The organism is Allobosea sp. GW821-FHT03A12 (assembly GCF_058986765.1).
The window spans coordinates 15406-39467 of sequence record NZ_JBYSVZ010000012.1 but is presented as its reverse complement, the minus strand read 5'-3'; the positions used below and the strand labels follow the sequence as shown (position 1 = coordinate 39467).

At 67.0% G+C, this 24062-nt stretch carries 24 protein-coding genes; 10 read left to right on the top strand and 14 right to left on the bottom strand.

Features of this window, described 5'->3' with window-relative positions:
• Positions 1 to 17: 17 nt before the first annotated feature.
• Positions 18 to 653, bottom strand: a complete 636-nt coding sequence (locus AC3WLC_RS30690; RefSeq protein WP_493687691.1) for a DUF2975 domain-containing protein — start codon at positions 651 to 653, stop codon at positions 18 to 20.
• Between the two features lie 16 nt (positions 654 to 669).
• Between AC3WLC_RS30690 and AC3WLC_RS30685 the strand changes: the two genes are divergently transcribed.
• Positions 670 to 1302, top strand: coding sequence for a hypothetical protein (locus tag AC3WLC_RS30685; protein WP_493687690.1), 633 nt, complete (start codon positions 670 to 672; stop codon positions 1300 to 1302).
• On the opposite strand, the gene AC3WLC_RS30680 is transcribed toward AC3WLC_RS30685, so the two are convergent.
• On the bottom strand, positions 1277 to 2122 hold the full coding sequence (locus AC3WLC_RS30680; RefSeq protein ID WP_493687689.1) for an AAA family ATPase: 846 nt from the start codon (positions 2120 to 2122) through the stop codon (positions 1277 to 1279). The two genes, AC3WLC_RS30685 and AC3WLC_RS30680, sit on opposite strands and share 26 nt — an antisense overlap.
• A 180-nt stretch (positions 2123 to 2302) precedes the next feature.
• Between AC3WLC_RS30680 and AC3WLC_RS30675 the strand changes: the two genes are divergently transcribed.
• On the top strand, positions 2303 to 4090 hold the full coding sequence (locus AC3WLC_RS30675; RefSeq protein ID WP_493687688.1) for a cation:proton antiporter domain-containing protein: 1788 nt from the start codon (positions 2303 to 2305) through the stop codon (positions 4088 to 4090).
• A gap of 176 nt (positions 4091 to 4266) precedes the next feature.
• On the opposite strand, the gene AC3WLC_RS30670 is transcribed toward AC3WLC_RS30675, so the two are convergent.
• Together AC3WLC_RS30670 and AC3WLC_RS30665 are read right to left on the bottom strand one after the other, a co-directional pair.
• On the bottom strand, positions 4267 to 5367 hold the full coding sequence (locus AC3WLC_RS30670) for a glycosyltransferase family 4 protein (protein ID WP_493687687.1): 1101 nt from the start codon (positions 5365 to 5367) through the stop codon (positions 4267 to 4269).
• Positions 5367 to 6191, bottom strand: a complete 825-nt coding sequence (locus AC3WLC_RS30665) for a UDP-2,3-diacylglucosamine diphosphatase (protein ID WP_493687686.1) — start codon at positions 6189 to 6191, stop codon at positions 5367 to 5369. Before AC3WLC_RS30665 ends, AC3WLC_RS30670 begins: the two co-directional genes overlap by 1 nt.
• Before the next feature lie 126 nt (positions 6192 to 6317).
• On the opposite strand from AC3WLC_RS30665, the gene AC3WLC_RS30660 reads away from it, so the two are divergent.
• The 6 genes from AC3WLC_RS30660 (at position 6318) to AC3WLC_RS30635 (ending at position 10391) form a co-directional block, all read left to right on the top strand.
• Positions 6318 to 7097 (top strand): SDR family oxidoreductase, encoded by a 780-nt coding sequence (locus tag AC3WLC_RS30660; RefSeq protein ID WP_493687685.1) that lies wholly within the window; start codon positions 6318 to 6320, stop codon positions 7095 to 7097.
• A 44-nt stretch (positions 7098 to 7141) separates the two neighbouring features.
• Complete coding sequence (locus AC3WLC_RS30655) at positions 7142 to 7615, top strand: GNAT family N-acetyltransferase (RefSeq protein WP_493687684.1); 474 nt, start codon at positions 7142 to 7144, stop codon at positions 7613 to 7615.
• A 133-nt stretch (positions 7616 to 7748) separates the two neighbouring features.
• A complete protein-coding gene (locus AC3WLC_RS30650) occupies positions 7749 to 8678 on the top strand; it encodes a DMT family transporter (RefSeq protein ID WP_493687683.1) in 930 nt (309 codons plus the stop codon).
• Between the two features lie 103 nt (positions 8679 to 8781).
• A complete protein-coding gene (locus tag AC3WLC_RS30645) occupies positions 8782 to 9402 on the top strand; it encodes a helix-turn-helix domain-containing protein (protein ID WP_291673180.1) in 621 nt (206 codons plus the stop codon).
• Between the two features lie 81 nt (positions 9403 to 9483).
• Positions 9484 to 9912, top strand: coding sequence for an antitoxin Xre-like helix-turn-helix domain-containing protein (locus tag AC3WLC_RS30640; RefSeq protein ID WP_493687682.1), 429 nt, complete (start codon positions 9484 to 9486; stop codon positions 9910 to 9912).
• Positions 9909 to 10391: an RES family NAD+ phosphorylase gene (locus AC3WLC_RS30635; RefSeq protein ID WP_493687681.1), complete on the top strand. Its 483-nt coding sequence runs from the start codon at positions 9909 to 9911 to the stop codon at positions 10389 to 10391. The genes AC3WLC_RS30640 and AC3WLC_RS30635 overlap by 4 nt, the downstream gene beginning before the upstream one ends.
• Before the next feature lie 4 nt (positions 10392 to 10395).
• On the opposite strand, the gene AC3WLC_RS30630 is transcribed toward AC3WLC_RS30635, so the two are convergent.
• The 9 genes from AC3WLC_RS30630 to lysM all read right to left on the bottom strand — a co-directional run bounded on the left by AC3WLC_RS30630 (position 10396) and on the right by lysM (position 19408).
• Positions 10396 to 11331, bottom strand: a complete 936-nt coding sequence (locus AC3WLC_RS30630) for a c-type cytochrome (RefSeq protein WP_493687680.1) — start codon at positions 11329 to 11331, stop codon at positions 10396 to 10398.
• Between the two features lie 158 nt (positions 11332 to 11489).
• Positions 11490 to 11921 carry a c-type cytochrome gene (locus AC3WLC_RS30625; RefSeq protein ID WP_493687679.1) on the bottom strand — a complete coding sequence of 144 codons (432 nt, stop codon included), beginning with the start codon at positions 11919 to 11921 and terminating at the stop codon, positions 11490 to 11492.
• Positions 11922 to 12054: 133 nt separating this feature from the next.
• Complete coding sequence (locus AC3WLC_RS30620; protein ID WP_493687678.1) at positions 12055 to 14364, bottom strand: xanthine dehydrogenase family protein molybdopterin-binding subunit; 2310 nt, start codon at positions 14362 to 14364, stop codon at positions 12055 to 12057.
• A 119-nt stretch (positions 14365 to 14483) separates the two neighbouring features.
• Complete coding sequence (locus AC3WLC_RS30615) at positions 14484 to 15437, bottom strand: YiiG family protein (RefSeq protein ID WP_493687677.1); 954 nt, start codon at positions 15435 to 15437, stop codon at positions 14484 to 14486.
• Between the two features lie 89 nt (positions 15438 to 15526).
• Complete coding sequence (locus tag AC3WLC_RS30610) at positions 15527 to 15841, bottom strand: rhodanese-like domain-containing protein (protein WP_493687676.1); 315 nt, start codon at positions 15839 to 15841, stop codon at positions 15527 to 15529.
• Between the two features lie 16 nt (positions 15842 to 15857).
• Positions 15858 to 17177 (bottom strand): TRAP transporter large permease, encoded by a 1320-nt coding sequence (locus tag AC3WLC_RS30605; protein WP_493687675.1) that lies wholly within the window; start codon positions 17175 to 17177, stop codon positions 15858 to 15860.
• The gene (locus AC3WLC_RS30600; RefSeq protein ID WP_493687674.1) at positions 17174 to 17680 is read right to left on the bottom strand and encodes a TRAP transporter small permease; all 507 of its coding nucleotides are present in this window, start codon (positions 17678 to 17680) and stop codon (positions 17174 to 17176) included. Before AC3WLC_RS30600 ends, AC3WLC_RS30605 begins: the two co-directional genes overlap by 4 nt.
• Before the next feature lie 4 nt (positions 17681 to 17684).
• Complete coding sequence (locus AC3WLC_RS30595; RefSeq protein ID WP_493687673.1) at positions 17685 to 18737, bottom strand: TRAP transporter substrate-binding protein; 1053 nt, start codon at positions 18735 to 18737, stop codon at positions 17685 to 17687.
• 227 nt (positions 18738 to 18964) lie between these two features.
• On the bottom strand, positions 18965 to 19408 hold the full coding sequence (gene lysM, locus AC3WLC_RS30590) for a peptidoglycan-binding protein LysM (protein WP_346358379.1): 444 nt from the start codon (positions 19406 to 19408) through the stop codon (positions 18965 to 18967).
• A 290-nt stretch (positions 19409 to 19698) separates the two neighbouring features.
• Here lysM and AC3WLC_RS30585 point away from each other — a divergent pair, with 290 nt between their 5' ends.
• On the top strand, positions 19699 to 20133 hold the full coding sequence (locus AC3WLC_RS30585; protein ID WP_493687672.1) for a GlcG/HbpS family heme-binding protein: 435 nt from the start codon (positions 19699 to 19701) through the stop codon (positions 20131 to 20133).
• Positions 20134 to 20260: 127 nt separating this feature from the next.
• The gene (locus AC3WLC_RS30580) at positions 20261 to 21331 is read left to right on the top strand and encodes an NAD(P)/FAD-dependent oxidoreductase (RefSeq protein WP_493687671.1); all 1071 of its coding nucleotides are present in this window, start codon (positions 20261 to 20263) and stop codon (positions 21329 to 21331) included.
• 124 nt (positions 21332 to 21455) lie between these two features.
• Here AC3WLC_RS30580 and AC3WLC_RS30575 read toward each other — a convergent pair whose 3' ends face one another.
• Positions 21456 to 23930, bottom strand: a complete 2475-nt coding sequence (locus AC3WLC_RS30575) for a YfhO family protein (RefSeq protein WP_493687670.1) — start codon at positions 23928 to 23930, stop codon at positions 21456 to 21458.
• Positions 23931 to 24062: the final 132 nt, after the last annotated feature.

Genomic DNA, 24062 nt, shown 5'->3' with positions numbered 1-24062 from the left:
CGATGACCGGCTGGCGCCTATACAAACCCCTGATTCTCGTCCGCGAGCCGGACCGTCTCCCGCAGGACGAGGCCGAAGGCGATCAGCGTCGCTCCGGCTGCGAGCGCAGCGAATGTGCCAGGGTCGAGCATGACTGCGATGTGTCTTTGACCCTCGGGATTATCGAAAGTCAGCGCAATGCTCTGCGCCGTGCGCATGATCGGCGTCGTCGCGCCGAACCCGGCCAGAAGCCAGCCGACGCGCAGCAATCCGACTGCGTTCTCCTCGACCAGAACCCTGCCCTCGCCGAAGGCGCTGAACAGACGCCCCAGCCGCAGCATGGCCAGCACGAAGAGCCCGGCCGGGATCCAGCCCAGCGCGAATGCCGCCCAGTAGCCCCTGGTCGACAGGGCGAGAGGAGCATTCCCAAGTCCGATCGTGCTCTGGGCATGACGGGCAAGCGCGTCCGCATCGGTCCATAGCCAGACGAGGCCGAAGAGCATGAGCAGTCCCGCGGCATAGCTGAAGGCGCGGGCCCATCGGCTGACGCGGCGCAGGCGGCTGGTCGCCTCCTCCGAAAACGCGGTCACGACAGGAGAGGAGGACATCGGCATAATCATTCCCTCGGTTGACAAAATTAAACTAATAGATGAATTTCTGAATGTCAAAGCCATTCACCAGGACATCTCGATGCGCATTGCCACGCCCATCTCATTGCTGCTTTGCAGCCTGCTCGCTGGCTGCGGTCACGTCCCGCTGGCCTCGCTGCCGAAGCTGTCCAAGGTCGATATCCGGACGACCGACCTCGCCGAGCTGCGCGCCGGCATCAGCCTGCCGGCCGATATCCGCACGCTGCCCGGCGGTGTCAGCATGACGCTGGTCGCCTTGCCCAAGGATGGCGGCCGCCATGAACGCAAGGTGGTGCTGGAAGAGGTGCGCGATGCCGCCGAGCTGGCGAAGCTGCCGGCCATGGCCTCGCCGGGGCGGCGCTTCACCCTGTTCAGGCTGAGCCGGGCAGACGCCGCGCGCCTCGGCGCCTTCCGCGAGGAGATGTTCGCCGGGCCGCAGAACAGCGGCAATCGCGGCAGCCTGGCGCTGGGCGCCGACAAGGCCTGCCGGCAGGGCGAGCTCTCAGGCAAGCCGATCGCGATGAGCGGCTATCTCAAGACGTCGGAAACGCAGGATTACGTCCTGCTGATGCGCGACTTCGACCTCAAGGAAGCTGTCCGCCAGGTCGATCCTAAGGTCGATCTGGCCACCGCGATCCCGCCTTGCGACGCGGTGCCTGAAGCGAAGCTCAGCGGTTCTCCCGCCGCGCCATGAAGGCGAGCTTCTCGAACAGCGAGACATCCTGCTCGTTCTTGAGCAGCGCGCCATGCAGCGGCGGGATCAGCTTGCGGGGATCGCGCTCGCGCAGCACTTCCGGGCCGATATCGTCGGCGACGAGCAGCTTCAGCCAGTCGAGCAGTTCGGAGGTCGAGGGCTTCTTCTTGATGCCGGGCACCTCGCGCACCTCGAAGAACAGGCGCAGCGCCTCCTCCATCAAGCGCTTCTTGATGCCGGGGAAATGCACCTCGACGATTCTCTGCATCGTCTCGGCATCGGGGAAGCGGATGTAATGGAAGAAGCAGCGGCGCAGGAAGGCGTCCGGCAACTCCTTCTCGTTGTTCGAGGTGATGATCATCACCGGCCGCTGCGCCGCCTTGATCGTCTCGCCGGTCTCGTAGACATGGAACTCCATGCGGTCGAGCTCGAGCAGCAGGTCGTTCGGGAACTCGATATCGGCCTTGTCGATCTCGTCGATCAGCAGCACCGGGCGCACCGGCGAGACGAAGGCCTCCCAGAGCTTGCCGCGCTTGATGTAGTTGGCGATGTCGGAGACTCTGGACTCGCCGAGCTGGCTGTCGCGCAGGCGGCTGACGGCATCGTATTCGTAGAGCCCCTGCTGCGCCTTGGTCGTCGACTTGACGTGCCAGGTCAGCAGCGGCGCGCCGAGCGCAGCGGCGATCTCCTCGGCCAGAACGGTCTTGCCGGTGCCGGGCTCGCCCTTGACGAGGAGCGGCCGCTCCAGCCGGATCGCGGCATTGACCGCGACGGTCAGGTCCTCGGTGGCGACGTAGGAGGCAGTGCCGGTAAAGCGCATGCGAGGCCCTTCATATGGCTGCTCCGCGGCCATGCTGCCGCCGCGAATGGCATGTGCTTAGAGGTCGGCCGGCAGCGGGGCAAGTTTTCGTCAGCCCGGCGCGAGTTTTGGTTTGTGTCGCAAGGCTTTGCCAAGCAAAGCTTTGAGATCAGCAACTTCGCTTGATTCTTCGAGGGTGACGTGGCCGGGACGATCGATCCTTCCGCCTATCGTGACGCCGTGGTCGTGCTCGCCACGGCCGGCGTGATCGTGCCTTTCGCCAAGCGGTTCCGGGTCAATTCGGTCGTCGCCTTCATGGCCTGCGGTGCCGTGCTCGGCCCCTACGGCCTCGGCGGCCTCGTCGCCAAGGTTCCCTATCTCAGCGCCGTCACCGTCTCGAATGCCGATGCGCTCGCAGGCCCGGCCGAGCTCGGCGTCGCCTTCCTGCTCTTCGTCATCGGGTTGGAGCTGTCCTATGAGCGCCTGATGACCATGCGCCGGCTGGTCTTCGGGCTCGGTCTCGGCCAGGTCGCGTTCTCAGCCGCGGCGATCGGTGCGGTCGCCTTCGCCTATGGCCAGGCGCCGGCAGCTGCGCTGCTGATCGGCACCGCGCTCGCCCTCTCCTCGACCGCCATGGTGGTCGAGCTGCTCTCGGCCCATCGCCGCATCACCTCCTCGGCCGGGCGCGCCAGCTTCGCCATCCTGCTCTGCCAGGACCTCGCGGTGATCCCGCTGCTCTTCCTGGTCAGCGTGCTCGGCGCGCAGGAGCACGGCTCGCTGCTGCTCGGCCTGACGCAGGCGCTGCTGCAGGCAGTCGCGGCGATCGCGGCGATCACCGTCATCGGCCGTCTCGCCATGCGCCCGCTCTTCCGCCTGGTCGCCTCGACCGATTCCTCCGAGAGTTTCATGGCCGCGACCCTGCTTGTCGCGCTCGGCACCGGGCTGATCGCCGCGGCGGCGGGGCTTTCCATGGGCCTCGGCGCTTTCATCGCCGGCTTGCTGCTGGCGGAGACCGAATATCGCCGCGCCATCGAGGTGACGATCGAGCCGTTCAAGTCGCTGCTGATCGGCGTCTTCTTCCTCACCGTCGGCATGAGCGTGAACCCGGCGGCGCTGGCAGCGCAGCCGGTCGCGATCTTCAGCATCGCCATCGGCCTCTTCCTCGCCAAAGTCGCGATCACCTTCATGTTCGCCCGCTACTTCAAGCTCTCCGTGCCGACTGCATTGGAAACCGCGATTATGGTCGGCCCCGGCGGTGAGTTCGCCTTCGTGCTGCTGACGGCTTCGGTCGCCGCCAAGCTGGTCGACCAGACGGCCGCCTCGCTGGTGCTCGCCGGCGTCTCCCTGACCATGATCTTCCTGCCGCTCGCCGCCCGCATGGCCCGGACGCTCTCGGCCCGCCTCGCCCCGGCGGTGAAGCTTCCCGACGAAGCGAGCATCCTGCCGCCGGACGACCATGCTCCGCGCGCCATCGTCGTCGGCCTCGGCCGCGTCGGCCGCCTGGTCGGCGAGATGCTCTCGCAGCACAAGGTGCCTTATATCACCGTCGACGCCGACGCCGCCCTGGTCTCGACGCAGCGCCGGGCCGGCAGGCCAGCCTTCTATGGCAACGCCACGAGGCCCGATTTCCTGCGACTCTGCGGCCTCGAGGAGGCGACCGCGCTGATCGTCACCATCGACAATCCCCGCGCCGTCGACGAGATCGTCGCGGCAGCACGCGGCGTGCGGCAGGACCTCATCATCGTCGCCCGCGCCCGCGACGCCAAGCATGCGCGGCATCTCTACGAGCTCGGCGTCAACGACGCAGTGCCGGAAACGATCGAGGCCAGCCTGCAATTGTCGGAAGCGGCGCTGGTCGGCCTCGGCGTACCGATGGGCCTCGTCATCGCCTCGGTGCACCAGCGCCGCGACGATTTCCGCAGCGAGCTCAAGCCGCCGAGCGCCCCGCAGCCGGCGCTGCCGCGCCATGCCCGCTCGCGCCGGCTGTGACAGTTTCGCTTGGCGCCACCTCGTCTTTCCGGGGCGCTGCGCAGCAGCGAGCCCGGAACCCAGAGCCGATGCCCTTTCCGTAATAAGCTCGCCCCCAACCGAGCCTTCCGATCAGACGCATCGGTTCTGGGTTCCCGGCTCAGGCCTGCGGCCTGCCCCGGAAAGACGGTGTAGCGCTAAGCGAATTCCTTGCGCTCCGTCGGCTCCAAGCGGACGGACAGGGCAGTTGTCGGGGCCGGCGCCAGTTCGGGGCGCACCGCCTTGCCCGCAGCGGCAGCCTGCATCGCCCGGCGCATGTGGCCGTAGAACTGCTCGGCGCTGCTGTGCCAGCTATGGCGCTGAGCGAGCTCCAGCCCGGCCTCGCGCGGCAGGCGCAAGGCCGAAAGCGCGGCCTGGCGCAGGTCCTCGTGCAGCACCGCCGCCTCACTGCCGGCGAAGACGTCGCTCGGCCCCTGCACTGGGAAAGCCGCCACCGGCAATCCACTCGCAGCCGCCTCCAGCAGCACGATGCCGAAAGTGTCGGTCAGGCTCGGGAAGACGAAGACGTCGGAGGAAGCATAGATCGCCGCGAGATCCTCGCCCTCGCGCGCGCCGAGGAAATGCGCCTCGGGGAAGGCACGCTGCAGGTCGGCGCGAGCCGGCCCGTCGCCGACCACGACCTTGCTGCCGGGCAGGCGCAAGGACAGGAAGGCCTCGAGGTTCTTTTCGACCGCGACCCGGCCGACGCTGAGGAAGATCGGCCGCGGCAGGTCGAGCACGCTCTCGGGCCGCGGATGGAACAGCGAGAGGTCGACGCCGCGCCCCCAGCGCAGGATGCGCTCGAAACCATGCGCCCGCAGCTCCGCCTCGACCGTCGCGGTCGAGACCATGACGCCTGCCGCAGGCCCGTGGAAACGGCGCAAGAAGCGATAGCTCCAGCTTTCGGGGATCGGCCAGCGCGCCGCGACATATTGCGGAAAGCGCGTGTGGTAGCTCGTGGTGAAGGTGCGCTTCTGGGCGAGGCAGACCGCGCGCGTCAGCCAGCCGATCGGCCCTTCCGTTGCGATGTGGATATGGTCGGGGCCGAATTCGGCGATCCGCCGGGCGATATGACGGCGCGTCGCAAGCGCGATGCGGATATCGGGATAGGACGGCAGGCCGACCTGCCAGAACCCCTCCGGCGTCAGCATCTGCGGGGTGACGCCGAATTCCGGCGCCGCTTCGACCATCCGCTCCAGCGAGCGCACCACGCCGTTGATCTGCGGGCGCCAGGCGTCCGTCGCGATCAGGACACGCATCACGCGGCCTCGACGAGGCTCGGCACTGGAGTCGGCCGCGCCGCAGGAGTAGCCGGCTTCTCGCCGCTAAACCGGTGCTGCGGCCAACGTACGATCTCGAAGCGGCCATCGTCGTGCTCGACCACCGCCGTACAGCTTTCGACCCAGTCGCCGGTGTTGATGTAGGTCAGCCCGCCGATCTCGCGCTGGGCGGCGTGGTGGATGTGGCCGCAGATCACGCCGTCGGCCTTGTGCCGGCGCGCTTCGTCGGCGAGGCACTGCTCGAACTCGCCGATATAGTTCACCGCGTTCTTGACCTTGTGCTTGGCCCAGGCCGAAAGCGACCAGTGCGGCAGGCGAAGGACGCGGCGGACCCGGTTGATGCCGTGGTTGAGCACGAGCGCGATCGTGTAGGCCCAGTCGCCGAGCAGAGCGAGCCATTTGGCGTTGCGGACCACGAGGTCGAACAGGTCGCCATGGATCACCAGCATGCGCTTGCCGTCGGCGGTCTCGTGGACGATGTCGTCGACGAGCGTGATGCCGCCGAACTGCAGGCCGGTATAGTCGCGCAGGAAGTCGTCGTGATTGCCGGTGACGTAGATCAGCTTCGAGCCCTTGCGCACCTTGCGCAGCAGCTTCTGCACCACATCGTTATGGGCTTGCGGGAAGTACCAGCCGCTCTTCAGCCGCCAGCCGTCGATGATGTCGCCGACCAGATAGATCGTCGGAGCGTCATAGGCGCGCAGGAACTCCAGCACGAGATCCGCCTGGGCTCCACGCGTGCCCAGATGCAGGTCGGAGATGAAGATGCTGCGAACCTGCTTGGCGTCGCTGTCGTCGCTCATACCCGCCGACCCATCCGTTGTCAGATGTCTGCGGCGTGTGTCTGATTTGCACTACGCTTTGATGACGCGGCGGCAAAACCATGCTTTGCCTCCTCTCACAGGAACGGATCTTTCCGGGAGACGACAATGGATCTGGGTATCGCCGGCCGCACGGCCATCGTTTGCGCCTCGAGCAAGGGGCTGGGCCGTGGCTGCGCGCAGGCGCTCGCCGAAGCGGGTTGCACCGTCGTCATCAACGGCCGTGACGCCAAGACGCTGGAGGAGACCGCGGCTGCGATTCGCGCCAGCACCGGCGCGACCGTGATCGCCGTCGTCGCCGACGTCTCGACCAAAGCGGGCCAGGATGCGCTGCTCGCCGCCGCGCCGAACCCGGACATCCTCGTCAACAACAATGGCGGCCCGCCGCCAAAACCCTTCCGCCAAGTGACGCGCGAGGGCCTGCTCGAAGGCGTGGCGCAGAACATGGCGACGCCGCTCGAGCTGGTGCAGCGCGTCGTCGACGGCATGATCGAGCGGGGCTTCGGCCGCATCATCAACATCACCTCGGCGAGCGTGCTGACCCCCCTCACGGGGCTCGACGTCTCCTCCGCCGCACGCGCCGGCCTCACCGCCTTCCTCGCCGGCGTGGCGCGCGAGATCGCCCATGCCAACGTCACCATCAACAACATCCTGCCGGGCGTGTTCGACACCGACCGGATCAAGACCGCGACGAACAAGGTCGCCGAGATGCAGGGCATCAGCATCGAGGAAGCGACGAAGCGGCGGCTCGCGGCCGTCCCGGCCGGCCGCCTCGGCACGCCCGACGAGTTCGGCAAGCTCTGCGCCTTCATTTCCAGCGCCCATGCCGGCTACATCACCGGCCAGAACTTCCTGATCGACGGCGGCTCGTTCCGGGCCAATTTCTGACATAGCCGCAAACCGGCCGGGCCGCGCCAGACGCAGCCCGGTCGATGCCTCCAGCTCGGCCGACCATGACCATCGCCTATCGCCGCGCCATCCCCGACGACACGCCCGCTTGCCTCGTCCTGCGCGGCATGACGCGCGAGAACGCCTTCTCGGTCGAAAGGCTGGCGGCGCTCGGCATCACGCTCGAAAGCTGGCGCGCCGGCATCGCCGACACCAGCCTGCCCGGCCATGTCGCGACCGACGACGGCCGGATCGTCGGCTACTGCTTCGGCGAACGCGAGACCGGCGAGATCGCCGTGCTGGCGCTACTGCCCGACTATGAAGAAAAAGGAATTGGCAGGACGCTGCTGAACCTGGTCGCCGCTGATTTCGGGGAGTTCGGTTTCGCCAGGCTGTTCCTGAGCTGCTCAGCCGATCCCGCCTCACGATCCTATGGCTTCTACCGGCATCTCGGCTGGCGCTCGACCGGCAGCTTCGACGATCGCGGCGATGAGATCCTCGAATACCGCTTCGCCTGACCCGGCTCTTCATCGCCTCCCGCAGCGCGCCGGTCCGATTTGCAAGATCGGCGCTTGGAACGGCCCGGCGCCCGTGGTCTAAGGGCTGGACGTCTTGCACAAGACTTCCAGTCCTCGCGCCCGACCTGCTCCCTTGTCACCGCTCCTCGGCATCAGCCTCAAGCTGCTTTCGGCCCTGTCGTTCACGCTGATGTCGGCCGGCATCAAGACGCTGGCCTCGCGCTATCCGACCGGCGAGCTCGTCTTCTTCCGCTCCTTCTTCGCGCTGATCCCGCTGATCATCTGGCTGGCCTGGCGCCATGAATTCCCCGAGGCGCTGAAGACGAACAATCTGCGCGGCCATCTCAAGCGCGGCGTCATCGGCTCGACCGGGATGTTCCTCGGCTTCGCGGCGCTGCACCTGCTGCCGCTCTCGGACGCGGTCGCGATCGGCTATGCCGCGCCGCTGATCGTCGTCGTGCTGGCGGCGCTGATCCTGAAGGAGCGCGTGCGCATCTATCGCTGGACCGCCGTCGCCGTCGGCTTCCTCGGCGTGCTCCTGATGCTCTCGCCGCATATGGGTGCTGACGCCTTCGGCCATGGGCTCTCGGGCGGCCCGGCCATCGGCGCCCTGCTCGCGCTCGCCGGCGCCTTCTGCTCCGCCTTCGCCTCGGTCGAGGTCCGGCTGCTGACCCATACGGAGAAGACCGGCGCCATCGTGTTCTACTTCATGACGCTGACCTCGCTGCTCGGCCTGCTGACGCTGGCGCTCGGCTGGACGGTGCCCGACCTCAAGGACTTCATCCTGCTCGTCACCATCGGCGTGCTCGGCGGCCTCGGCCAGATGCTGCTGGTCCAGGCCTATCGCTATGGCGACGCCTCGCTAATTGCGCCCTTCGAGTATTCGACGATGATCTGGGCGACCGCGCTCGGCTGGTTCGTCTTCGGCGAATGGCCGGTGATGGCCGTGCTGCTCGGCTCGCTGATCGTCATCGCCTCGGGCATCTACGTCATCCTGCGCGAGCAACAGCTCGGCCTGCTCAGGAAAGAGACGCGCGAGGCCGGCCCGTCCCGTTCGGTCTGACGCCCTCGACTTGCCGCTTGGAGCGATCCGAGGCATTGTCCGCTAGGACAAACAATCGTTCTCTATCCCAAACGAATTGGGGGAGACGGCAGGCAAGAGCGCAATGGGCATCGAAACCAGGGAACGTGGCGGGCGCGAGCTGGAATCCGGCGCGCAGGTGATCTCGGGCCAGCTCGGCAAGACGATCCAGCGGCTGCGCAAGGCCTATAACCTCTCGCTTTCGGAACTGGCCGAGCAGTCCGGCGTCGCCAAGTCGATCATCAGCCAGATCGAGCGCAACGAGACCAATCCGACGCTGGCGACGATCTGGCGGCTGTCGCAGGCGCTCGACGTCTCGATCGAGCGCGTGCTCTCGACCAATGAGGAAGAGGCCTTCATCGAGAAGATCGCCCGGCCCGACACACCGATCCTGGTCTCCGAGGACGGCAAGCTGCGTCTCGCCATCATCGGCTGGATCAAGACCGTCGAATGGCTGCAATGGTACGAGGTCAGCGCGGAACCGGGTGGCGAGCTCGATTCGGAAGGCCATCAGCGCGGCTCGATCGAATCGCTCTCGGTGAGCTCAGGCGAGTTCGAGGTCGAGGTCGGCGGCATCACCCAGCGCGCCAAGGCCGGCGAGACCTTGCGCTATCGCTGCGACCGCCAGCACGTCGTCCGCTGCATCGGCGACCAGCCCGGCACGGCCCTGATGGTCTGCATCCTCAAGGCGGCAGTGATGGACTGAAGGGCCGCTCCGTCGGAGCCCTGCTTGTAGAAAACTCCAACAGAGACTATATTTTGCCTCAGATGATACGAGGCACGATCAATGCCGACCTATGAGACGATGGCCCGCGTGCTTGGCCTGCCCGGCGATACCCCGGCGCGCACGCCATTCGAGTTGATCTCGACAATCGAGAACGGACTTCCGGTGGCCGCGCTGGAACGCGTCTCGCGGCTGCTGTCGCCCAACGACGCCCAATTCAAGTTCCGCTTCGTTCCCAAAGCCACCTATGAGCGGCGCAAGGCGGCGCATCGCCTCTCGGCCGACGAGGGCACGCGCCTGGCGCGCGTCGCCGGTGTCTGGGGTCTGGCCCTCGATGTCTGGAAGACCGAGGATGCCGCCCGTGACTTCATGTTCAGGCCCCACGCCATGCTCGACGATCGCCGACCGATCGATGTCGTCATCCAGAACGAGATCGGCGCCGAACTGGTGCGCGATGTTCTCGCCGGGCTGAAATATGGCAGCGCCGCGTGACGCCACAGCGGCTGGACCGGACGCTGACGGCCTATCGCATCGGCGACCCTGACGGCCTCTATCCGATCTTCGACGCGACTGGCTCAACCATCGCGCCCGGGCGCTGGAACACGCCCGGAAGCCCGGTGATCTACACCAGCGAGCACTATTCGACCGCACTGCTGGAAAAGCTCGTGCGCGGCAGCGGCCAGTTGCCGCCCAACCAGCATTTCGTCACGATCAGCATCCCGCGCGGCGTCAGCTACGAGATCTTCTCACCGCCTGCCCTACCCGGTTGGGATACGATGCCTGCGACCGTGAGCAAGCCCTATGGCGAGCTCTGGTGCCGGCAGCGCCGTAGCGCGCTTCTTCTCGTGCCTAGCGTCGTGGCGCGGCTCGACAGTAACGTCCTGATCAACCCGACTCATCCCGACTTCGTCCTGATCGAGACGAGCCTGCACGAACCTGTGTTCTGGGACCGCCGTCTGTTCGCGGGTTAACCCTCTATCCACCCGCCGCCTTCGGCGGCCGCGGCGGTCCCTGCACCGCCGGCAGCGACTTCAGGTATTCCGCCATCGCCAGCCGGTCGGCATCGGGCAGCTGCGCCATGTTGCGCACCACCGCCGCCATCGAGCCGCCGACATTGTCGAAGCTCGGCGTGAAGCCGGTCTTGAGCAGTTCGGCGATCTCGGCCTTCGACCACTTTCCAAGCCCATCCTCGGCCTGGGTGATGTTCGGCACCCAGCCCTTGCCTTCGGGATCGGGGCCGCCGGCGAAGCGCGTCGCCTGGACAATGGCGCCGAAGCGGTTGCGGCTGGAATGGCATTCGGCGCAGTGGCCCGGCCCGTTCACCAGATAGGCGCCGCGATTCCATTCATCGCTCTTGCTCGGATCGGCCTTGAACGGCGACCCATCGAAGAACAGCAGCTTCCAGCCGCCGACGAGGCGACGGATGTTGAAGGGGAAGGAGAGCTCATGGCCGGGCGCCCTGCCCTCCACCGATGGCAGCGTGCGGATATAGGCGAGGAGGTCGGCGACCGCCTTGGCCGGCATCAGCCGATAGGAGGTGTAGGGGAAGGCCGGATAATAGTGCTGGCCGGAGGGCGAGACGCCGGCGGTCATCGCCTGGATGAAGTCGGCCGTGCCCCAGTTGCCGATGCCGTCGCGGGTATGCGGCGAGATGTTCGGGACGTGGAACTTGCCGAAGGGCGACTCCAGCGCAAGGCCGCCGCCGAGCCTGGTCTTGTCGTCCTGCCCCGGCGTCGCATGGCAGGAGGCGCAGCCGCCGGCCGCGAACAGCAGCCTGCCGTTCTCGATGTCGGGCGCCGGCAGCGTGCCGACCTCGGGCCCCGGCGAGACCACGCGCGGATCGGTGAGGACGAAGAAGCCGGCGATGCCGAGCGCGATGAAGACCAGAAGCGTGATCAGCAGGCGGCGCATCGGTTCCTCATTCGGTTGTCCCCGGCAAACAACGCTCGTATCGCGACAGGGTTCGCCCCGGCTGCTGCAGACACGAATGAAGCGGGCCACCGCTAAGGAAGCCCGCTCCTTCGATCAGGTCAAATCTGCAAGGCGAATCGAGCAGCGACGGCAGGCCGTCACTTCTTGATGCGGAAGACCTCGTGGCAGGCGCCGCAGTTCTTGGTGGCGTCGCCGAAGGCGGTGCGGAAGCCGGCGAGATCGGTCACGGCCGCGCCCTTGGCGGCATCGGCCTCGAACTTGGCGAAGGCGGCCTTGAAGCCGGCCTGGTCTTCCCAGATCTTCGGCCCCGCCGTGGTCTCGCCGCCGGTCTTGGCGCTCTCCGGGTAGAAGCCCGGCATCTTCTTGGCGGCGTCGCCATAGGTCTTGAACACCGCCTGCGCCTTGGCGGCGTCGAACGGCGCCTCGCCCTTGGCCATCGCCGCGCCATCGCGCGTCGCGGCGCCAACTGCCTTCATCGTGTCGCGACGCTCGGAGATCGGATTGGCCTGGGCCAGGACGGCGGAGACGCCGACGGCAAGACCGATGGCGACGAAAGCAGAGCGCAGCATGCGTGGGAATCCTCCGGAAGACAGCGCCGGCCCCCGGCGCTGTTTTGAACTCTTCCAGATCACCTGACGCGCACGACAGCGCCAAGTCGCATTCTCGTGAAACTCCTTGCAAAAAGGCAAGCCCCTCCTTGCATCATGACGGATAACCCGCCGCCTTCAGCGTCGCGAACACCTTGGGCGGCGTCGCCGGCATGTCGATCGCCTTGATCCCGGCGGCCCGGTTCAGTGCATCGACCATGGCGTTCATCACCGCCGGACAGGCGCCGATTGCACCCGCCTCGCCTGCGCCCTTCACCCCGATCGCATTCGTCACGCAGGGCACGTTGCGCGTCTCGAAATGAAAGTTCGGGATGTCGACGGCGCGCGGCAGGGCATAGTCCATGAAGGTCGCGGTCAGCATCTGGCCGGACGAGTCGAAGCGAATCTCCTCCATCAGCGCCTGGCCGATACCCTGCGCCGCACCGCCATGGACCTGACCCTGCAGCATGATCGGGTTCAGCGTCACGCCGAAATCGTCGACCACGACATAGTTCTGGATCTCGGTGCCGCCGGTGGCGGGATCGACTTCCAGCTCAACCACATGGGTGCCGTTCGGATAGGTCGCCTCCGGCGGCGTCCAGCTCTGATGGACGCTGAGCTGCTCGGCCTTGGCACCGGGCAGGTTGGCGATCGCCTTGAGATCGAGCGTCTTGTCGGTGCCAACGATGCGCACGGCGCCGTCGACGATCTCCAGGTCGGCCGGAGCTGCTTCGAGCGCCTCCGAGGCGAGACTCTTGAGATTGTCGGCGAGGATGCCGGTCGCCGCGTTCAGCGCCGCGCCGCCTACCGGGATCGAACGCGAGCCACCAGTTCCCGAGCCGGTCGCGATCCGGTCGGTATCGCCCTGGACCACCTTGATGCGGTCGAGCGGGATGTCGAGATGCTGGGCGACCAGCTGCGAATAGGCGGTCTCATGGCCCTGCCCGTTCGACTGGGTGCCGATCAGCACGGTGACGGTGCCGTCCTTCTCCAGGATCACGGTCGAGCTCTCGGGCCCGCCGCCGCCGCAGGCCTCGATATAGCAGGCGAGCCCGATGCCACGGAGCTTGCCGGCCTTCTGCGAGGTTTTCAGGCGGCTCTTGAAGCCCTTCCAGTCCGCCACCTCCATGGCGCGGCGCATATGGCCCTCGAACTCGCCGGAATCGTAGACCGGGCCGGTCTGCGTCTTGTGCGGCATCTCGCTCGGCTTGACGAAATTGAGCGCCCGCACCGCATCCGGGCTCTTGCCGGTCTCGCGCGCGATCGCATCGACCAGCCGCTCGATCAGATAGGCCGCCTCCGGACGCCCGGCGCCACGATAGGCATCGACCGGCGTCGTATGGGTGAAGACGCCGCGGAAACGGACATGCACCGCCGGGATGTTGTAGCAGCCCGGCGTCATCGTCGTGCCGACCCAGGGGATGAAGGGTCCATATTGCGAGAGATAGGCGCCCATCTCGGCAGCGAGATCGACCTTGAGGCCGATGAACTTGCCGCGCTTGTCGAGCGCCATCGTGGCGGTGGTGAGGTTGGCGCGGCCATGCGTATCGGCGAGGAAGTGCTCGGTGCGGTCGGCGACCCAGCGCACCGGCCGCTTCAGCTTTTCGGCCGCGACCATGGTCAACGGGTATTCGCGGTACATGAAGATCTTGGTGCCGAAGCCGCCGCCGACATCGGGCGTGATCACCCGGATGCGGGACGGATCGACCTTGAGGATGTAGTCCGCGAGGATCTCGCGCGTGCCGTGGCTACCCTGGCTGCCATGCGTCAGGGTCCAGCGCCTGGTCGCCTTGTCGTATTCGGCGATGCAGGCGCGCGTCTCCATATAGTTGGAGGCGAGGCGGTTGTTGACGACGGTGACCGAAATGGTCCGGTCGGCCTTGGCGAAGGCTGCCTCGGTCTTCTTGGCGTTGCCCTGCTCCGCCTCGAAGGCGACGTTGCCGTCACGATCCGGCCAGACCTGCGGCGCTCCGCTTTCCAGAGCCTCGGCGATGCCGGTGATCGAGGGCAGCGTTTCGAAGTCGATCTCGATCGCCTCGGCGGCGTCGCGTGCCTGGTCGAGCGTCTCGGCGACGATGAAGGCGATGGCTTCGCCGACATGGCGCACCGTGTCCATCGGCAGCACCGGCACCGGGTTCGGCTTCACGCTCTTGCCGGAGATGTCGTTGATCAGGCCCTTGCAGGGGATGTCGCCGAGATGGGCGACATCCTCGCCGGTCAGGATCAGCTTAACGCCCTTGCGCTTCAGCGCCGCCTGCTTGTCGACGATCCTGAACTTCGCATGCGCGTGCGGCGAGCGCAGCACATAGGCGTGCAGCGCGCCCTCGATCGCGGTGTCGTCGGTATAGCGGCCGGTGCCGGTGGTCAGACGCTGATCCTCGACCCGCCGCACCGGCTGGCCCATCCCGAACTTCATCGGACGCATCGGCAAACTTCCTTCGGATCACTCGAATGAGAAAGACTGGCGCAGGACGGCCGCGCCGTCACCCCGGTCCCTATGGAGGGACCGGGATGCGCCGAGCGCAAGCAAGCGGACCTTGCAACTCAGCGGATCATGCGCGCGGCGCTATCCGACATCGACACCATCATATTGTAGCTGGAGACGATGCGATTGGCATCGCCCGCCGCGCCCTTGCGGACGTCGCCCTTCGACTTGCCGAGCTTCTCGCGGAAATCGCGCAGATTGCCGAGCCAGGAGCTGGCCGAGGAATCGATCATCGGCACGCCCGACGGATTGCTGTCCTTGAAGCGGTCCATTTCCTTGATCGCGCCGGAATAGCCCGCCAGTGCCGTATCGAAGGCGGCGAGGTCGACGATCGGGCTCTCATTGCTCGGCATCACGTCCATCACGGCGCGCGCGTTGATCATGATGTTGCGCAGCTGCCAGCGGGCCTGGCGACCCTCGCTCGCCTCGATCGCTGCGAGCTCGCGCGCGTCGATGCCCTTCTTGTAGCCGTTGAGCTGGTTGCTGAAGGCGGTGCGCTCACGCAGGAAGGCCTCCGCCGCCGGCACCATCTTGGCATGCAGCTCGCGGCCCTCGGCGGCGTTGTCGTCGCGGTAGTCCTTGCGCTCGTAATAGCGCTCGGCCCGGGTGATCAGCGGCGCCAGCTCCTGATAGGCGGCGATATAGCGCTTCACCGCGGCGTCGAGCTCAGGCTGCGCCGGCGGCTGGCCGGCGGCCGCCTCGGCCTTGGCGATCTCGTCCTTGACGTCATAGAGGCTGTAGAGCCCGTAGGAGATGTAGCGCTCCTTGCCGGTCGGGCCCTTCTTCATGTCGACCCAGCTCTTGTAGCGATCCCAGGATTCGATCGCCCGGATCGTCCGGTTGGAGAGCGAGGTATAGGCATTCGACTTGGCGATCGCCGCCTGCAGCTCGGGATCCTGCGCCGGCTTCTTCGTTGCGGTCTGCGGGGTGGCCTGCGCGAAGGCGGTCGGCGCTGCGGACACGGAGCAAAGCAGGGCTGCGAGGACAAGGCTCGGCAGGCGGGAGGCCTTCATAGGGGCACCTTTGGTCGACCGCGGCCGGGTTTGGGGCCGCGCCCCGTTATCGACGCTGGCGGCGCGGATCGCAACCGGAAGGCGGTGTCTTAGCGTTCCACGGGCTCGCCCCGCATCGCCCAGTCCTTGAAGCCGCCGAGATAGTGGCTGTCGATGTCGAGCCCGGCGGCCTGCGCGAATTCCAGTGCCCGCAGCGAGCGCACCCCGGCGGCGCAGGAGAGCACGATGCGCTTGCCGGGCTCGTTCGGCAGGTCGGCGGGATCGAATTGCGATAGCGGCCGCAAGACCGCGCCGGGGATATGCCCGGCGGCGTATTCATGCGGCTCGCGCACGTCGACGAGCAGGATCGAGCCGTCGGCGAGCCCCGCCTTGACGGCGTCGATGTCGAGGTCGTGTACGATCATGCCGGTCTTCCGCTGCTCAGTTCAGGAGCTTCACCAGATAGAGGGTGAGCGCCGGAAATGCCACGCAGATGCCGAGCCTGATGACGTCGGCGCCGACGAAAGGCAGCACGCCGCGATAGATCCGCGTCACCGGCACGTCGCGCGCCAGCGAGGCGACCACGAAGACGTTGAGCCCGATCGGCGGGCAGGTCATGCCGATGCCGACCACGATCAGCACGAGGATGCCGAACCAGATCGCGATGTCGTCGGTCGGCATGCCGAAATCGAGCGCCGTCACGATCGGGAAGAACACCGGCAGAGTGAGCAGGATCATGGCGAGCTCGTCCATCACGCCGCCGAGCACGATGTAGAACAGCAGCAGGCCGACAAGGACGGTATAGGGCGCCCAGCCCGAGGCCGCGATCATCTCGGCCGCCGCCGTCGGCACCTGCGTCAATGCGAGGAAGGCGTTGAACACCTCGGCGCCAAGCAGGATGGCGAAGATCATCGCCGAGGTCTCGGCCGTCTGCAGGATCGACTGCTTGATCTCGCTGAGGCCGAGCGTGCGCCGGAACAGGCCGATCGCCAGCATGATGAAGGCGCCGACGGAGGCTCCTTCGGTCGGCGTGAAGACGCCGCCATAGATGCCGCCGACCACGATCACCGCGACCGTCAGCGCCGGGATCACGCCGAGCAGCAGCGGCCAGCGCTCGCGCCAAGTGATGCGCTCATGGGCGGGCGCCAGCGTGCCGTCGAGCCGCGACATGATCCAGATGGTGATGCAGTAGAACGTCGCCGCCATCAGGCCGGGGATCAATGCCGCCTGGAACAGCTTGGCGATGTTCTGCTCGGTCGAGATCGCATAGACGACGAGGATGACCGAGGGCGGGATCAGGATGCCGAGCGTACCGCCGACCGCGGTGACGCCGCAGGCGAAGCCTGGGTCGTAGCGATAGCTGCGCAATTGCGGCAGCGCGGCCCGGGCGAAGGTCGCGGTCGTTGCGACCGAGGAGCCGCAGATCGCGCCGAAGCCGGTGCAGGCCCCGATCATCGCCATGCCGAGACCGCCGCGGCGATGGCCGACGAAGGCCGAAGCCGCCTTGAACAGGTCGCCCGCCAGCCCGGAGCGCTCGGCGAAGGCGCCCATCAGCACGAAGAGCGGGATCACCGAGAGCGTGTAGTTGGCGAAGATCTGGTACGGCGTCGTGCGGATATAGTTGAGGAAGGGCTCGAGCCCGTTGAGCTGGATATAGCCGGCGCTGCCGACGACCAGCATGGCGAGGCCGATCGGCAGGCGCAGCGCCATCAGCGCCAGCATGACGGTAAAGCCGGTGACCGCGAGGGAGGCGCCGCTCACCGGGGCTGCCTCATGAGGCGGCTGGCGCTGACGAAGGCCGCGAGCGAAACGAAGCCGGCCAGCACCGCGCAGAGCGCGATCGGCAGATAGCTTGGCAGCTGCAGCACCATGGTGTTCTCGCCGCTGGCGAGGGCCGAGCGCGCCCCGACCCCGAGCCGCCAGGCGATCAGCGCCATGGCGAGGCCGTAGACCCCATCCCAGAGCGCATCGATGCCGTCGCGCCAGCGCTGCGGCAGCTTCAGGGTGAAGGTGTCGACGAAGATGTTGCCGCGCCTCAACTGGCACAGCGGCAGGAAGCAGAAGGCGGCGATCGCCGTCGCCATCTGCACCAGCTCGAAATCGCCGGGCACGCCGGCCGCGCCGACGAGATCGCTGCGCAAGGTCACGCTGACCACGACCATGGTCGCGACCGCGATCAGCAGCGCCCCGCCGATGAGCGCGACCGCTTCCGCCACCGCGTCGATGCGCGATGGCGGCCTCTCCTCCCCTGCCCTGTCGGTCATCGCGTCAGGCGGCGTTCTGGTGCTTGGTCAGGGCGGCTCGGGCGGCGGCGAGCAGCTTTTCGCCGTCGAGGCCCTTCTCCTTGGCGGTCTTGAGCCAGCCCTCGATCACCGGCGCGGTCACCTTGTGCCAGCGCTCGGCCTCGGCCTGCTCAAGCGTGATGATGGTGTTGCCGCGCTTCTTGACCATCTCGGAGACGACGACGGCCTGCTCGTCCCAGACCTTGCCGGCCATGGCCGAGGCGGCCGCGCCGGAGTTCTTGTCGATGATCGCCTTGAGATCGGGCGCCAGCCCCTCGTACTTGGCCTTGTTCATGGCGAGCACAAAGGTCGCGACATACAAGGTCGGCGAGCCCGGGATCTCGGTGTGGTTCTTGACCAGCTCCTGCACCTTGATCGAAGGCACGACCTCCCAGGGTACGACGCAACCGTCGATGACGCGCTGGGCCAACGATTCCGGCACCTGCGGGATCGGCATGCCGATGGCGTTGACGCCGAGCGCGCGCAGCGCCTCGCCGGCGAGCCGGGTTGGGAAGCGCAGCTTGAGGCCCTTCAGATCCTCCATCGTCTTGACCGGCTTGTTGGCGTGGATCAGCCCGTGATCATGCGCCCAGAAGCAGATCGGATGGATGTCCTTGAACTCGTCCTTGAGGTGCTCGGCGGCATAGTCGGTCAGCGCCAGCGAGTTCACCAGCGCCCGCTTGTTCGGCACGAAGGGCAGCTCGAACGCCTCGATGCCGGTGAAGCGGCCGGGCGTGTTGCCGGGCAGCGTCCAGACGATGTCGACGACGCCGTCGCGGGCCTGGTCGTAGAGCTGCGGCGGAGTGCCGCCGAGCTGCATCGACGGGAAGATGTCGATCTTGATCCGGCCGTTCGATTCGGCGCCGACCTTGTCGGCCCAGGGCTTCAGGAACTTGGAATGGCCGTTCGCCACCGGCGGCAGGAAATGGTGCATGCGCAGCGTCACTTCCTGAGCATTGGCACGCGTCGTGCGCAGCACGGCGGGCGCGGCCACGGCCGAGCCGGCGAGCGTCAGAAACTTGCGGCGGTCGAAAGTCATGGAAATCCCCTCCCCGGGAGCAATGGTCGTCTCGTTCACCCTGCCGCGGGCCTGGCCGGCAAAAAGCCGGCTGACCCGTCTCGCGAAGACGCAAGATGGCTCAAACCGGCCTTGATGCAAACTGGCCGGAAGTCGAGCGTCCTCCCGGCCTTATAGTTTCATTCGTAACTAATTCGCAAGCCCGCCGGATCAAGTCCGACGGGTTTCTCTCGCGAGCGTGATCGTGATCAGGCCAGCGGCGGAATGCGCAGCACCCAACCCGGCTGGATCAGGTCGGGGTTCTTCACCGGCGGCGTATTGGCCTTGACGATCTCGGTGTACTTGGCGCCCTTGCCCTTGCCGTAGTGCTCCTCGGCGATCTTCCAGAGCGTATCGCCCTTGACCACCGTGTAGAACACCGCGGCGGGCGCCTCCTTGTTGACGATCAGTTCCGATTCGACCGAGCCGACGCCGGCCGTGTTGCCGATCGCCAGGATGATCTTCTCGGCCTCTTCGGTGGTCATCGCCTTGCCCGAGACCTTCACCTTGTCGCCCGAGACGTCGATCTTGACGTCGGACGGAAGGCCGTGGCCCGCCAGTTCCTTCTGCAACTGATCAGACGTTGCCGCATTGGCCGAGCTCGATCCGAAGATCTTGGCGCCGGCATCCTTGATGAAACTGAACAGACCCATAGCGTGTTCTCCTCATGCGCTGGCCGCCCCGCCAGGATCGGCCGGACGATCGGGCTTCGCGCGACTCGACAGCTTCAGCCTTGGAGCATGTTCTGGTCGCAAAAGTGGCGATCACCTTGCGGAACGTGCCCTTCAGCGCGCATCCCATGAAGCCCGCTCGGGGCGACAACTGCAAGACGAAACCTTCGCGGGGTGGAAAGGCGAGGTCTGCCCTTCCCTCGCGTCGCCGGCGCTGGCAGAACGGTCCCGAGCCGACAAGCTCCGTCATCGATACCCATGAAAGGCCAGCCATGACCGCCCTCTCCCTCGAACAGGCCAACGTGATCGTCGACGGCGCCCTGAAATATGCGCGCGAGAACGGGCTGAAGCCGCTCGCCATCGCCGTGCTCGACGCGCGTGGCGTGCAGAAATTCTTCCTCGCCCAGGACGGCACCAGCCTGAAGCGCGGCGAGATCGCGCTCGGCAAGGCCAATGGCGCGATCGCGCTCGGCGTCGGCCCGCGCACGCTCAACAAGATGGCGCTGGAGCGCCCGCATTTCATCAACGGCGTCGCCCTCTCGGTTGGCGGCCCGGTCGTGCCGGTCCCCGGCGGCGCGCTGATCCGCGATGCCGGCGGCAACCTCATCGGCGTCGTCGGCATCTCCGGCGACACCTCGGACAATGACGAGGCGGCCGCCCTTGCCGGCATCGCCGCGGCCGGCCTCACCGCCGAGACCGGCGGCTGACTTCCTGCGCCGCCGCATGCGGCCCGGCCTGCCCGGCCTTGCGCCATGTCGCATTGCAAGGCCGGCGGATTTCCGGCAACGGGTGACGACCGGCGGCCCTTGAAGCCGTCTTGAGGAACTCCGACCCATGAATATCGCCGCCGCCATCGAGGGCGAGACAGTCCAGACCGACGCGCTGATCATCGGCGCCGGCCCCTGCGGCCTGTTCGCCGTGTTCGAGCTCGGCCTGCTCGACATCAAGGCCCATCTCGTCGACATCCTGCCCAAGGTCGGCGGCCAATGCGCCGAGCTCTATCCGGAGAAGCCGATCTACGACATCCCCGGCTTCCCGCTCGTCACCGGCCAGGGGTTGGTCGACAACCTGCTCGAACAGATCAAGCCCTTCGGGGCGACCTTCCACCTCAACCAGATGATCGAGAAGGTCGAGGTGCTCGGCTCGGCCGAAGCGCCGCGCTTCCGCCTGCGGACCGATGCCGGCACGGTGTTCGAGGCCAAGACGGTGCTGATCGCCGCCGGTGGCGGCTCCTTCCTGCCGAAGAAGCCACCGATCCCAGGCATCGAGGCCTATGAAGGCCGCGGCGATGGCGGCGGCGTGCACTATGCCGTGCGCAAGATGGAAGCCTTCCGCGACCGCGAGATCCTGATCGTCGGCGGCGGCGATTCGGCGCTCGACTGGACGCTGAACCTGCAGCCGATCGCCAAGCGGGTGACGCTGATGCACCGGCGCGACGATTTCCGCGCCGCACCGCACTCGGTCGAGCAGATGCGCGCCCTCGTCGCCTCCGGCGCGATGGACCTGCGGCTCGGCCAGGTGATGGGGCTCAAGGGCGAAGGCAACGAGCTGCACGGCGCGATCTGCCGCGACAATGCCGGCGCCGAGTTCGAGGTCGCCTGCAATACGATGCTGCCCTTCTTCGGCCTGACCATGAAGCTCGGGCCGATCGCCGATTGGGGCCTGAACCTCCACGAGAACCTGATCCCGGTCGACACCGAGAAGTTCGAGACCAATGTGCCGGGGATCTTCGCCGTCGGCGACATCAACAGCTATCCGGGCAAGCTGAAGCTGATCCTGTCGGGCTTTCACGAGGCTGCGCTCGCCGCCCAGAAGGTGCACCGCTACGTCTATCCGGAGAAGCGGCTGACCTTCCAGTACACGACCTCGTCGAGCGCGCTGCAGAAGAAGCTCGGCGTGGTCTGAGATTTCGGCGTCATTCTCGGGCGAAGCGAAGCGCAGACCCGAGAATCTCGTGACGAGAGGCGCAGGCCGGAACCCCTCCGGCTTGAGATGCTCGGGTCAAGCCCGAGCATGACGGCGTAAGTCCCTACCTCAACACCGACATCGCCGACGAGGGCGGCAGCATGTCGTGCGCGGCCATGTCGTGCGCCGGGCGCGCGACCGGCTCCGGCGGCACCGGCTGGATCCGCGTCGCCGGCGAGCCGGACGGACCGCTATGCGTCGGCGCCTCCGCGACCACGCCCTCCTCCTCCGGCGGCGTCACGCGGTCGCGCAATTCGGCGATCGCTCCTTCGAGCGGGTGGAAGCTGAAGCGGATCTTGTGCGTGCCGGCCGGGACCTGCACCGCCCGGAACAGGACATTGGCCTTGAGGATCTCGACCTCCTGGCCGTCGAGCTCGGCCTTCCACCAGGGGTGCCAGATGTCGTTGAGCACGACGAAGCCCGCCTGCGCGCTCGTCACCTCGATCTCGACCACCGTGTTGCGGTAGCGCTTGAGCTTGACCTCGGCATTGCTCGCGACCGGCCCTTCCGGCACGCCGGGCTCCGGCTCCTGGTCGAGCAGGACGACGCGCTGCGGATCGGCGTCCGGCCATTTGCCGGCCGACTTCATCCCGTCGAAATCGGCAAGCTCCCAGCCACCGACGAACATCACGCGCGGCAGCGCCCGCGGGTTCTCGTAGATGTAGCCGTCCTTGGTGTAGGCGACGAGCTTGAGGTCGCCGTCACGCAGGGTGCGGTCGACCTGGCCGATCGGCACCCGCGTCGCGATGTAGCGCAGGCCGAGGAAATCGGCGAGGCGGCAGCGATAGGACGGGAACAGCGGCGTGAAGACGCGCTCGCCCGGCGCGGCGATCGAATCGCGCGTGCCGACGGCGTCCGAGAAATCGGCCAGGCGCAGCGGGTTGTAGCCGAGCGTATGGTCGAAGCCGTGGATCATGCCGGCATTGGGCCATTCGAAGCCCATGCCGAGCAGCTCGACCCGGTCGCGCCGCGGCGAATCCTGCGGCTGCGCCGTGAGCTTCTTCAGCACGGCGACGGTCTCGTTCTTGGTCTCCGGCCGCAACACGTCATAGACCTCGGGCGCCAGCGCCGTGGCCTCGTTCGGGCCGTTATTGGCGGCAAGGTCGGCGGCGACGACGCCGGTGACGATCAGGCTCGCGGCCAGCGGAGCCGCAGCGCCGCGCCAGCGCGTCAGCACGACGAGAAGCGCGAGCGCCGTCGCGAACCAGGCGGCTGCCGTCGCGCTGGGCAGAACCGCTTCGCTCAGATGCCCGGCCTGGCGCGCCACCAGCAGAGCGAGGCCGATCAGCGAGGTGATCGCCCCGACGCCGATGCCGATATCGCGCCAGATCGCCGCCGGCTTCTCGTCGCCGAGGATGCGGTGCAGCAGATAGCCCGACAATACGGCGCCCAGGCCGCCGATCAGGAAGGTCGCGTCCGCTGGTCGCCGGAACACCTTGACGCCCGGCAGATACTCATAGGCCAGGTGGAAGAATGGCGTGTAGCGGCCGAGTGCGAACAGCACCATCAGCACGAATAGGATGGTGTAGGGCCGGATCGCCCGATCCCAGAGCCAGCCGCGCGTCAGCCCCGGCACGATCAGCAGCAGGAAGGGCAGCGCGCCGAGATAGACCTGCCCCATGTTCTTGGAGAGGAAGAGCTCCTTGGCGTTCCATTCCGGGCTGTAGGGCCCCCAGAATTCGGTCGCCGGATCGCGCACGCCGAAGAGGTCGCCGACGAAGGCGGTCAAAAGCGAAGCAGGATGCAGCGAGCCCCGGCCCGCTTCGACGAGATCGATCGCCGGCCGCGTCGTCGCCTCGGCGAAGAGCCAGGTCCAGAGCAGCGGCACGGCGATGGTGACGATACCGGCAAAGCAGGCAGCCGCAATCGGCGCCAGGCTCGCGCGGAAACCCGACCAGCCCTCGGAGAGCCAATAGGCGACGACCATGCCGATCAGGATATAGGCGCCGAGCAGCGCGACCTGGTCAGGCTCAAGCACCATCATGCCGGCGGCGAAGCCCGCGAGCAGGCCATAGCGCAGCGAAGCGCGCTGCAGCATCCGCGCCGTCAGCCAGAACGACAGCCCGAAGAAGGCGAAGCTGGCGATCTGCCCGACATGCTGGACGCGCCAGGCAGCCGAGGCGCCGAAGGCGAAGACCAGCGCAGCCAGGAGCGCCCCGGCCGGATGCCAGTTGCGGTCGCGGAAGAACATCAGCATGGCGAGGCCGCCGACCAGCAGATGCGCCAGCACATAGGCATCGACCGCGCGGAAGCTCGGCGAGGGATTGAACAGCGCCAGCAGGATCGCCGGCGAGAAGATCAGCGATTGCGGATCGGCGACCTGGGGCGAGCCGGCGAAGACGTTATGGGTCCAGAACGGCGACTGCCCGGAGTGCAGAGCCTGCGCCAGGAACTGGATCTGCGCTTGGAAATGCGCCTTGGCGTCGAACGGAATCGTCACCGCCCCCGACAGCCAGGGCCAGCACAGCGCCACCCAGGCGCAACAAAACAGCGCGGCCGCCAGCCAGTAGCTGGAGCCCGATCTCCAAACCGCTTTCAACTGGACCCCCGAGGCCCCCCGGCACGCCCGGCCACGCATGATCGCGCGCCGATCACGCCGATGTGATCAGGGTCGACGATGAAGGTTCCGCGATGAACCGAAACTGAATGAAACTGAACGCTGTGGATCAGG